Origin of the sequence: Leptolyngbya sp. NK1-12 (assembly GCF_032598965.1) — a bacterium.
In the GTDB taxonomy this organism is placed as follows: Bacteria; Cyanobacteriota; Cyanobacteriia; order Elainellales; family Elainellaceae; genus Elainella.
The window spans coordinates 3,776,681-3,789,513 of the sequence record NZ_CP053586.1; the positions used below are offsets into that span (position 1 = coordinate 3,776,681).

3 protein-coding genes are annotated in these 12,833 nt (G+C 51.4%); 2 read left to right on the top strand and 1 reads right to left on the bottom strand.

The window, feature by feature from the left end; all coding sequences use genetic code 11:
- The first annotated feature begins 668 nt into the window (after window positions 1-668).
- Window positions 669-3,233, top strand: coding sequence for a filamentous hemagglutinin N-terminal domain-containing protein (locus tag HJG54_RS16030; protein WP_316429914.1), 2,565 nt, complete (start codon window positions 669-671; stop codon window positions 3,231-3,233).
- Between the two features lie 246 nt (window positions 3,234-3,479).
- Window positions 3,480-4,385, top strand: coding sequence for a phosphodiester glycosidase family protein (locus HJG54_RS16035; protein ID WP_316429916.1), 906 nt, complete (start codon window positions 3,480-3,482; stop codon window positions 4,383-4,385).
- An 8-nt stretch (window positions 4,386-4,393) separates the two neighbouring features.
- Here the strand turns inward: HJG54_RS16035 and HJG54_RS16040 are convergent, their stop codons facing one another.
- The gene (locus HJG54_RS16040) at window positions 4,394-12,700 is read right to left on the bottom strand and encodes a cadherin domain-containing protein (RefSeq protein ID WP_316429918.1); all 8,307 of its coding nucleotides are present in this window, start codon (window positions 12,698-12,700) and stop codon (window positions 4,394-4,396) included.
- Window positions 12,701-12,833 lie beyond the last annotated feature (133 nt).

The following is a 12,833-nucleotide window of genomic DNA, read 5'->3' on the forward strand; positions in this document are numbered from 1 at the left end:
AAAGGGATCGGGTATGTCATCTGCTAGAAATAACAGACCAAAGAAACCCAAGCCGGGTACGGGTAGACCGCAGTCCGGGCCAAAACCACCCAAGCCCAAACCGCCGGGAACGAGTCCTAGTAATAAAGGCTAAGCAGTTTCACTGGGCTGGTTAAAGTCCTGCAACTTCCGCTTGTTTCTACTGTTCTATTGAATGCTGCTCATAGGGTCAGGCGGAAGTATCGAACTAATGCCCTACACCGGGATTGACAGGACTATTTTCGGCAGCTTATGTAGACGTAAAGTGGTGTCTTGAAAAAGGAGCCAACGTCTCAATGCTGAAGAAAACTAGTTTGCGATTTAGCTCTCACTGTTCTGGAGCGGAAAGGAAACGCGTCAACATCAAACTTCTCTTGCCTTTGGTTTGTGGAAGTGTCCTATTCAGTTCTAGCTGGCTCAGTCCAACTAGTGCAGAAACAGTTCCTGATACCCTTCCGTCACCTACTGGTACTCTTTCTTCAGATGGAGAGTTCAAAGCGGTGGAAATGGTATCTGAAAAACGGCGCAGGCCCAAACCAAAGCCGAAGCCACCGGGAAGTGGTCCTGCAAATAAAGGCTAATTAACCTTGCCGGTTGAATGCGACCTTCTGATCAGAGAATTGAGCTAGATTGCTCGTTCTCGTAACGCCATGAAACAATTTTCCCTGTTGGGTGGCTTGGTCGGAAGTGTCATGATTGGGGCTGGGTGGGTCAGTCCAACAGTCGCGGAAATTGTTCCAGACTCGACCCTATCCCAGCCTTCTAGAGTCACTCGCTCTGGCAACCGCACTGTGATTACCGAAGGCACAAGGCGCGGTAGCAACCTATTTCATAGCTTTCGAGAATTTTCGGTAGCACCGGGTGAAGCAGCATCGTTTCAAGGCATTGATGCGTCGATTACAAATATTTTTACTCGCGTCACGGGCCGGAATCTTTCCCGGATTAATGGATTAGTCGAAGTCCTCCAGCCCAACAATCGCATTAGTCCGGCCAATTTATTTTTGCTGAATCCTAACGGGATTATTTTCGGCAAAAATGCTTCGCTGCAAGTCGGCGGATCGTTTATCGCCACAACCGCCGACAGCATCAATTTTGCCGATGGCACTCAATTTAGCGCCGTCCGTCCCCAAACCAATCCGTTGCTGACCGTGAGTGTTCCGGTGGGCTTGCAGTTTGGCCCTAATCCTGGTGGAATTGTGAATCGTTCGATTGCTCCCCAGACCGATGCAGCGGGTAATCCCCTCGAAGACTCGTTTGGTTTTCCAGTTGCAGGTTTAATTGTCGATCCTGATCAAACGTTTGCGCTGGTTGGAGGTGACGTAACGCTAACAGGACGCAGCAGTATTAGGACAAATGGGGGCCGAATTGAGATAGGGAGTGTAGCCGGTAGGGGTCAAGTTTCACTCACACCGATTTCTCAAGGCTGGGATTTGAGATACGAAGCAGTCGATCAGTTTGGTGATGTGCGTTTGCTTGATATCATTCAACTTAATGCAAGTGGTGCTCCTGGAGGAACAATTCAAATCCAAGGTGAGCGTGTCATACTACGCCAGTCTTTGGTATTTTCTGCTTCTGATAATTCTACTCAACCATCTGGGGCATTGGAGATTAGAGCCACAGGTTTGATTGTGATTGGGCAAGATAGTTTTTTGAGTACATCAACTCGTGGTGATGGACGAGCAGGGAATATTATTCTTTTAACTCAGCAACTTAGAATTCGAGCAGGAGGCCAAGTTGGATCTACAACTTCAGGCCGTGGAAAGGGTGGAAATGTTAGGGTCAATGCTTCTGAGGCTGTGACGGTGGCAGGTATTTCCCCAACAGTACCCTTTGACTCTCCATTAAGTCTGCTCTATGCAAATTCTCAAGGAGCTAGTGCATCCGGAAACTTGAGTATTGAGACCAATCGCTTACAGGTCCGTTCAGGTGGACAGATCGGAATAAGTGCCTTTGGTAGAGGAAGGGCCGGAAATCTCACAATTCGAGCCAACACAATCGAATTAATTGGTACTCCAGTCGATGCGAATGGTCGTCCCCTTTTAGACGAAGGGCTTCCAATATCAGGCGGTTTGTTTGTCGGTACGGATATTGGCTCTAGCGGCAATGGCGGTACACTTCGGATTCAAACTCAGCGGCTGCGGATTCGGGATGGCGCAATTTTGCAAGCCACAACCTATGGATCGGGTCGAGCGGGTAACATCGATGTGCGAGCCAGCGAAGCGATTGAAGTCAGTGGAGTTTCGGAACAAGGTGGATTCCCGGCCAGAATTGCGGCTACTTCCGGCGGCGTGCGGGAATTTAGTACGCCCCAATCTCGACGGGCAACTGGCAGCGGCGGCAACTTACGGCTCAGCACGGCCAATCTCACCGTTCGCGATCAGGGGTTGATTACGGTCAGCAGTCTTAACCCTGAATCCCCTGGCGCTGGCAGTATTCGTATCGGGGCGAATCGCATGTTGCTAGACAATCAGGGACGCTTGAGGGCGCAAACCGAGTCAGGTAGTCGAGCCAGAATAGAGTTAGATGACGTAGATTTGCTAGTGCTGCGGCGTGGCAGCGAAATTTCGACGACAGCCGGATTGAGAAGTGGTCGTGGCGATGGTGGCAATATTAATATCAACGCGAATTTTATTCTGAATGCTCCGGCTGAAAATAGCGACATTGACGCAGATGCTAGCAGAGATAATGGTGGTAATATCAACATTAACGCTCAAGGGATTCTTGGCGTCACTGCACGCGATCAGCGCACCGATCAAAGCGATATTACGGCTACTTCCGATACTGGCGTAGATGGTGAAATTAGCATCAATACACCCACGGTTGATCCGACTAGGGGCATCGTTGAGTTACCCAGCACGCTGGTCGATGCGTCCCAACTGATCGCTCAGGGCTGTCGAGCCGGAGGTCCAGTTGCCGATCGGCTAGGTGAGTTTGTCGTGACCGGACGCGGTGGCTTACCCCCAAACCCAACCGATTTGCGCGGCAGTGGAGCTGTAATTACCGATTGGGCGATTGCGCCCCAAAGTAGTGGCTCAGCAATCAACCAAGAGCCTGCTATTTCTAGAGCCACTGCAACCGCCGCTACTTCACCGGTGATTGAAGCACAAGGCTGGGTCAGAGATAAAGATGGCAAAGTTATGCTAGTGGCGGATGCAGCAACAGCGACGCCCGATGCAACCTGGACCTCTCTCAATTGTCTTGGCCAAATCCCTTAGATTAGCAAGGCAAATCGTGAAATTATCCCATCTCGTTGAAATCTCTACCGTTGCAATTGCCAACCTCCGGCTGGATTAGAATTTATAGTGTTTGCCATGACAGATAGGACAGCAATATCTCTGTCCTATCTGTCATGGCAACGGCTATACCTTTGAGGTTTTGGATGCTGGTATGACGATCAAAGAAATCCTGGCTGGCTACGATGACCTAGAATTCAGACGATATTTCTGCCGTTTCCAAATTTCATGAGTAAAACAGTATTGTTAGGTCTAATTGGGGCTGGCGTAGTTGGTTTGGCAGGCTGTGCGGTGCAGTCATCCCCCTCGCCATTGATGGCCTCCAGTCCGGTGGTTAACCGCTCTGCTGAATTGCACTATACAGTAACCTCATTGCCAACCAGTGAAGTGCATGTCCTGCGGATTCCGGCCAGTGCCTATCAGGTTGTACCTGCTGTGGCTCCAGAAATCGCCGATCTAGCAACCTTTGCTCAACAGTACGATGCGATTGCTGTGCTCAACGGTGGCTTTTTTGATCCGCAGAACCAGAAATCGACTTCCTATGTCACGATTCAGGGACAACAGGTGGCCGATCCGAGCCAAAACGAGCGATTGGTCAACAATCCCGATTTGATTCCTTACATGGATCAGATTCTCAACCGCAGCGAGTTGCGGCGCTATCGGTGTACCCAGAACTTGCGCTATGCGATTGCCTTGCATCGCGATCCGATCCCGACAAACTGTGAACTGCTCGATGCCTTGGGGGCCGGTCCTCAGTTACTGCCTGAGTTAACCTCTGAGTTGGAAGGCTTCACTGCAACTGATGCCACAGGTACTGTCATCCGAGATGCACTGGGCAGCCGCCAACCAAACGCCAGAACCGCAGTTGGTTTGACTCCAGACGGAGATATGCTCTGGGTGATGGCGGCACAGAAACCAGGGGTTAACCCATCGGGCCTGTCATTGTCGGAAATGGCCGAATTCCTCAAAAGCCTAGGAGTTACTGCTGCCCTAAATTTAGATGGAGGCAGTTCCTCGGCTTTGTTCTATGAGGGAACCACCGTGCACGGCAAGCTCGATGCTGAAGGCAATCCAGTGCGGCGTCCGGTGAAGTCGGTGCTGGTGCTGCGATCTGCTCAGAATGGTCAAAATTAAAATCAGGACTAGAGATCGACCACAATCAAATCTGTGCGGTTGAGGGTGGCTTTGTTAGTAAGGCGAGCAATCTGCACTTGGCCAACACCGCCGACACCGTCCGCGTCAAAGAACAACATGCCGCTTCTGCGGTTATAGATAAATCGATCGCTGCTGTCCTCAGCGCTAGTACCCAGGCGGAACTGACTGGCGCGGACCCGGCCCAACTTGAGCGAGTCGCTAAACCCACTGCGAACAATCTCGATCGTGTCATCCACCGAACGGAAATCACGGATCGTTTCGCGACTGCTGCGGCGTGCTTTGGTCAGCACAAAGGTGTCTTTGCCTCTGCCGCCTATCATCCGGTCTCGCCCCTGCTCACCAATCAGCCGATCGTTGCCATCGCCCCCGATCAGTACATCCTTGCCATCACCCCCGACCAACCGATCGTTACCTGCCTCACCGCTGAGTCGATTGCCTAAACTGTTGCCAGTCAGTTGGTTATCCAGGTCATTGCCAATACCAACTGTAGCCGTACCCGTTAGCGTCAGTGCCTCCAGGTGATTGCCAAGCGTCAAACTTACTCCGGACTCTACCGTGTCATATCCCTCGTTAAGCCGCTCGATCACAAAATCATTGGGACTGTCCACAATGTACAGGTCATCACCGAGGCCGCCCTCTAGCTGATCGTCACCAAGACCACCGTCCAGACGATCGTTGCCCGCATTGCCCCCCAGCACATCGTTACCAGCTTTGCCAAAGATGACATCATTGCCGACACCCCCGGACAAACTATCGTCTTGCAAATCGCTGCCCATCAGGGTGGCCGTACCCGCAAACCCTGTGAGGCGGAACACCTCGAAGCCGTTGATTACGGTATTGCCCGTCAGGATGCCGCCGACTTGATTTATCGGGTTATCAACATCGATGATGGCTGTGCCGCTACCGTCGAGCAGGGTGAAGGTATCGCGTCCTAAGCCGCCCTTAATCGAGTCGTTTTGCTGCAAGTTCGCCAGAATTGAAACCACCGAATCGTCGCTGGCGAAGGCATCGATCAAGTCCGTGGCCGGAGTAGTAAACAGCGAGCCATCGGGACCGAGGGTGCCATTGCTGAGCTTGATCGAACTGATCTGGACGCGGGTTTGGGCCGGTTCGCTGATGCTGTTGCCGTTGCGGAGTCGGAACAGGATAGTGCGGGTGGTGGTGTCGATTGCCGGGTCGGTGTTTTCGTATTTCACCGTGCGCAGAACCTGCAAATAGTCTCCTAGTGAGCCGCGTCCGCTCAGAGTCAAAACGCTGCGGTTAGCATCATAGCTGGCAACAATATTGGTTCCCGTCGTCACTGCCGAGAGTTTTTCATTGATGCCATCCAGCGGATTGGCAAGCGTCACCTCAGCCGAGGTCAAAACCGGGTAGTTCTGACTGGTGAAGCGGGCATCCGTTGCCACAATATTTACAGGCGGACCGCCAATCACAAACGTACTGCCATAGTCCACCCCAACCGCTGTGCCGTTCAAGTCAATCGTCGGAACATTGCCCGTGGGAGCAAATTGAATCTGAACTCGGCCTGGATTGCTGTTAGATACGCCGTCCGTGGCCTGAAACTCCAACGTGCGAGGTGTTCCTGTGGGAATGGGTCGGTTATTGGCAAACCGAATCGACCGCAGTGCCGAACGATAAGAGACGACTGGTGCTGAACCGGACAGGCGCAGCACACCCGCTACCGGGTCGAAACTACCTGTGATGCCGTTCTGGTCCTTGAACAACAGGTTGTCTTCTCCGGCAATGTAGTCCCGGATGCGCACCGTTGCACCAGATAAAACTGAACTATCTGCATCGTTCAGGTTCAATTTTGGATCGATCAAAATTGAACCTCTGGTGAAGGTAAGTTGCTGAACCGACGGTTGCAGGACAGGCGCGTCATTGACAGGAAGGATTTGAATCGAACGGGCAGCCAAATTGCTGGTGGTGCTATTGTCTTTGACGCTGAACTGAACGGTGCGCAGTCCCAAATTGGGATTATTGCTGCTGTTGCTGTAGGTAACGGAACGCAATACTGACTGATAGACTGCCACCGAAGCTGTGCCGTTGAGGGTTAAAATGCCAGTAGCCGCATTGAAACTACTCGTGATGCCCGCTTGACTAGTGGTACTGAGGCGGTCCTGTCCGGCCCGGTAGCCTTGCAGCTTCACGGTCGCGCCCGTCAGGGTTTGGCTATCGGCATCGACCACCCGAATTTGCGGATCGATCACCTGCTGACCTGCGTTTTCCCGATAGGACAGATTGCCACTAGAGACCGTCACGACTGGAGCCGAGTTAACTGGAACCACCTGAATCGAGCGCGAGGCCAAATTGCTGGTGGCTGACCCATCTCGGACGCTGAACTGAACGGTGCGCAGTGCGGTGTTGGGATTGCTGCTGGTATTCAGGTAGGAGACAGCCCGGAGGGCAGCTTGGTAACTGGCAATGGGAGCTTCTCCAGTCAGGGTCAGGGTGCCGGTATTGACATCAAAATTACTGAAAATGCCGGCAGGGGCATTGACACTGAGGCGGTCTTGATTGCGGACATAGCCAATAATCTTCACCGTAGCACTCGTTAAATTCAAGCTATCGACATCGCTGATGGTAAGGTTTGCGTCAACTCTGACATCACCCGAATTTTCCAAATAAGATAGTCGCCCACCAGAACTAGTGACGGTAGGAGCCGTGTCCACTGGCACAATCTGAATTGTGCGGGTAGCAGGCCGACTAGTGGCTAAACCATCGCGGGCGGTAAATTCGATTGTGCGAGGGGCGGGGGTGGGATTCTGGCTGTTGTTGAGATAGGTCACTGACCGCAGTGCCTGTTGGTAGCTCGCGAGAGCAGCCGAACCGGACAAGGTCAGCACACCGCTGGCGGCATCGAAATTAGCGGTGATGCCATTTTGAGCGACGAGTTCCAGGCTATCTTGTCCCGGTACATAGCCCAGAATCCGCACGGTTGCGCCCTCTAGGTTGGGACTATCGATATCGGTGAGGCTAACGCCCGGATCGATCGCGACCTTACCGCTGTTTTCTCGGTAGGAGAGGCTGCCTACCGAAGGAGTGACAATCGGAGCATCGTTCTGGTTGATGACGTTGATCGTCAAGGTTTTGACAAAGGTGCGGCCGCCGGAATCAGTCGTCACGACCCGGATCGAATAGGAGGGCTTAGTTTCAAAATCGGGTGAGGTTGTGATCCGCAGTTCATCCCCGACAATGCGGAAGGCAGAGTTGTCGCCAAAACCGGGTACGAGCGCGTAGGTAAACCTATCTCCTCGGTCAGGGTCAACCGTACTCAGCTTACCAATGACTGTATCTACCGGAGCATTCTCGTTGATGGTATTAGCACTGAGCAGCAGATCGGTAGGAGCTGTATCGCCTGGATTCTCAGGTAAGTCAATCACGTTAATCGTGAAGACTTTCTCAAACGAGAGGTTGCCTCTGTCAGTGGTTCGAACTCGAATCGAATAGCTGGGTTTAGTTTCAAAGTCGGGGCTAGCTTTCAGACGCAGTTCGTTGTTGACGATAGTAAAGGCGCTATTGTCCGCATCACCAGTGCCAGTCACCAGCGCGTAGGTAAAGCTGTCACCTGTATCTGGATCGACAGTGCTGAAATTGCCTACTAGCGAGTTGACCGGAACGTTCTCATTGATCCGATTGTTGGATAGCCGGATATCTTGTGGTACCGAAGTTCCAGGTGTTTCCGGCAGGTCTCTGACCGTGATGGTAAACACCTTTTCCAAGGTCAGATTGCCTTTATCACGGGTTCGGACTCGAATCGAATAGCTGGGTTTGACCTCGAAGTCGGGAACCCCCTTGAGGCGCAGCTCATTATTAATCAGGGTGAAGGCGTTGTTGTCGGTGCTGCCCTGTCCAGAAACCAACTCGTAGGTAAAGCTATCACCAATGTCGGGATCGACCGTACTGAATCGGCCTACTAGCGAATTAGCTGGAATGTTCTCGTCGATTTGACTATTGCTGAGCAGCAGATCGCGGGGCGGATTGGTTCCCGGCAGTTCGGGTAGGTCGTTGACGTTGATCGTAAACACCTTCTCGAACGGAAGGTTGCCCTTGTCTGTGGTTCGGACTCGAATCGAGTAGCTGGGTTTGGTTTCAAAGTCGGGGATGTTCCGGATCCGCAGCTGGTTGTTGACAATTGTGAAAGCATTATTATCAGCACTACCTGTTCCATTTACCAGCGTGTAGGTAAAGGTTTCATTTTGATCAGGGTCAATCGTACTGAAGTTGCCAACAACGGAATTCGCCGGAATATTTTCGTTGATGCGGTTATTGCTAAGCAGAATGTCCTGCGGTGGATTTGTACCTGGGTCATCATTTATGTCCCTGACCCTGATGGCAAATGTTTTTTCAAGGCTGAGACCTTTGGAATCGGTGGTGCGGACCCGAATTGAGTAGGAAGGCTTGGTCTCAAAGTCGGGACGATTCCTGAGAATCAGCTCGCCATTTACAATCGTAAAAGCACTGTTATCGGCGCTGCCTTGCCCTGCAACAAGCTGATAGGTAAAAGAATCATTTTTGTCAGAATCGATGGTTGTGAATTTACCGACTACTGAGTTCGCTGGTTTGTTTTCGTCAATAATGGTGGAGCTGAGGGTCAGGTCAATTGGTCGTTCGTTAACGTCAGTAACATTGATGATGAACGTCTTTTCAAACGTCAGTTTGTCTTTGTCGGTGGTGCGGACCCGAATCGAGTAGGAAGGCTTGGTCTCAAAATTGGCTGGATTGCGCAGCCGCAGTTCGTTGTTGACAATTCGGAAGGCAGCATTATCGCTACTGCCCGTACCCGTAACCAGCTCGTAGGTAAAGGTTTCATTCGGGTCGGGGTCAACTGTACTGAAGCGGCCCACAATGGCATCTGCCGGATTATTCTCCTGGATACTGGTAGCACTGAGCCGGATATCGGTTGGCCTTTCTCCCACATCTCGGACATTGATCGTGAAGGGCTTCTCAAACACCAAGCCGCCCTTGTCTTTCACCTGCACTCGAATTAAATAGCTGGGTTTAGTTTCAAAGTTTGGTGAATTGATCAGGCGCAGTTCTCGACCGATGATACGGAAAGCGCTGTTGTCGGCACTGCCGGGACCGGCTACCAATGAGTAGGTGAAGGTTTCGTTGGCGTCGGGATCAGTCGGTGTGAAGGTACCTACAACCGAATCTGCCGGTTTATTTTCGTCGATGGTGCTGGCACTGAGAGTCAGATTCGTAGGGGCTTCGTTGATATCCTTGACGGTGACGGTTAACAGCTTGGTGAGGCTGCGGCCATCGGGGTCGGTAGTTCTGACTCGGATCGTGTACTGCGGTTTGGTTTCAAAATCGGGAACGGGTTTGAGGATCAGCCGGTCGTTATTGACTGTGAACTTATCACCATCGCCAAAGCTCGTATCCAAGGTGTAGGTGAAAGGGCCATTGCTGTCGTCGGTGGTGATTAGGGTGCCAATAACGGAATTGGCTGGTGAATTTTCGACAATTTCGCTATTGGTGAGGGTGAGATTGGTGGGGGTGCCATCAATATCGGGTAGGTCTTTGACATTGACAACAAACTGTTTCTCCAGAGTAGCTCCGCCCTTATCGGTCACCCGGACGCGAATTGCATAGGAGGATTTCAGCTCAAAGTCGGGCGATGCTTTAATGCTGAGCTTTCCGTCGGCTGTCAGGGTAAATGCTCCATTGTCGGCACTGCCCGGACCGGCTACGAGTTGGTAGGTAAAGGTTTCGTTTCTATCCGGATCTAAGGTGGTGAGATTGCCGACCAACGAACCGGCAGGCACGTTCTCATCTACCGTATCCGGATTAAGCAGAATATCGGTGGGTGCCTCATTCAAGTCATTGATATTAATCGTCAGTGCTCTCTCAAAATTGAGGCCACCCTGGTCGGTAGTTCTGACTCGGATTGAATAGGTGCTCTTTTGCTCAAAATTTGGCGATATCTTGATTCGAAGCTGATTGCCAGAAATTGTGAAGGTATTGTTATCTGTATCACCCGCCCCAGCTACTAGGGTATAGGTGAAGGTATTACCAGGATTAGGATCAACTGTAGATAGAGTACCGACCAGCGCATTAGGATCAACGTTTTCGTTGATATTGGCAGGCGTTAGATTCAGATTAGTTGGCGCTGCGTTGGACGGCGGATCGTTAAGATCATTGATGTTGATTGTGAAGATCTTCTCAGTTGCGAGGCCACCTTTGTCTCTGGAGCGGACTCGAATTGAGTAGCTAGGCTTGGTTTCAAAGTCAGGAGAGTTCTTGATTCGCAGCTCATTGCCAACAATCGTAAAGGCATTATTGTCAGCGCCACCTTGTCCCGTTACTAGCTCGTAGGTAAAGGTATCATTAGCGTCTGGATCAGTTGTAGAGAAAGTGCCAACGACTGAGTTAGCTGGAACATTCTCATTGATATTATTCCTGCTAATCGAAATATTGGTGGGTGCTTCGTTCAGATCTCGAACATTGATAGTGAACTGTCTCTGAACCGTGAGGCCATTTTGGTCTGAAGATTGAATCCGAATCGAGTAAGTAGGTTTGACTTCAAAATTAGGAACGGCTTTGATCCGCAGCTCATTGCCTGAGATTTCAAACAGAGCGTTGTCGGTGCTGCCCACCCCTGAGACTAAGCGATAGGAGAAAGTATTATTGGCATCTGGATCAGTAGTTGAGAATCTACCGACCAGGGTGTTCACAGGTACATTCTCATTGACGGTATTGCTGTCGATTGAAATGCCCGTCGGTGCCTCGTTCAGGTTCCTGATTGTGATGGTTAGGGGTTTCTCGAAGCTAAGACCGCCCGGATCAGTAGTTTTGACCCGAATCGAGTAGCTGGATTTGGTTTCAAAATCGGGAGAGTTTTTGATGCGCAGTTCGTTACCAACAATGGTAAAGGCATTATTATCAGCGCTGCCCGTTCCCGCAATCAGCTCATAGGAAAAGGACGTATCACCATCCGGATCAACCGAAGCGAAGGTGCCAACCAAACTGTTATCAGCAACGTTTTCGTCAATGGCGCTGTTGCTGAGGGTGATATTAGTAGGAGGATTGTTGGGTAAGGGAGTAACCGAATAGGGGCGAATATAAACATCTTCGCTTCCGCCGTGATCGCTCGTCCAAGCTACTGCAAAGTTACCACCACTATCTGCTGCAACTGCCGCAAAGTTTTGCAGACCTGTCTGGGTCGCATTGACCCGAAATTGATTCCCATCTGCTCCCGAGAGCGGTTGCCCATTGGCCCCGTATCGCCGCGCAAAGATGCCGGTCCCCCCAGAGTCTTCCCCAGTCCAGGTGATGATGAACCCACCTGTTTTTAGCATCTTGACCTGGGAGAATCGCTGGGTGCCCGCAGTGGTTTGATTGACTAAAAACTCCGCACCTTGGGCTGCACCGCTACTGTTATAGCGACGGGCGTAGATATCTTCTCCGCCATTAGACGCACCGCTGTTGTTGGTCCAGGTGACGACAAAATTGCCGGTAGCATCCATCGACACGCTAGGATAGCGCTGGAAGTTAGTAGTAATGGTATTGACGCGGAACTCAGCTCCGTTTTTAGTGCCGTCGGCATTGAAGCGTTGGGCAAAAATGCCCCAAGAATCACCATCCTGACCGTCGCTAGCCCAAACCACCACAAAATTGCCATTGGCATCCATGGCCACTGACGAATGAATTTGATCGTTTGTGGTGTAGGTATTGACCTGAATTTCGCCGGTCAGCGGGGTTCCCGTTTTGCTGTAGCGTCGAGCATAAATGCCGCGACTACCGGGACTATCCTGGTTGCGGCTCGTCCAGGTGACGACAAAATCGCCATCTGCGTCCGTTGCGATTGCCGTATCAAACTGATCCGAGTTTGTTGTGGTATTGATCTGAAATTGGCTGCCTAGCGGATTGCCAGATTTGTCATAGCGCTGGGCATAGATGCCGTAGCCACTCACATCGTCTTGATAGAAACTATTACTAGACCAGGCAATGACAAAATCCCCTTCATCATCCATCGCCACTGCTGGAGCAAGCTGGCTGCCACTGCGTTGGTCGCCCTCAGCAGGTGTATCGCGGTTCACCAGAAACTCGTTGCTCCACTGGCCGGTTACTACGTCATAGCGCCGAGCGTAAACTCCCCAAAAATCTGCTTCATCCGGAGTTGGCAAATCTTGCCCCAAGCTCGACCAAACGACGACAATGTTGCCATTAGCATCCATGCCAATGGTCTGCATGGGCCGCTCGGCATTCTCAAAAATGTTGGTCGATGACGTAGTTTGCTCAAGATCTGTGATTTGGTTGACCCTGAATTCATTCCCAGCGGTAAACGGCATCCGAGGCGTCTCCTTTCTCCTTACATTCCTGAAGTTCCTGTGAGGACTAGCTACCCATAATGGAACATACCCGTTTCTTGTAAAAGAATTACAAGGAGGGCCAGCTCAGAGCTAGAAACCGGTCGAGCAGCAA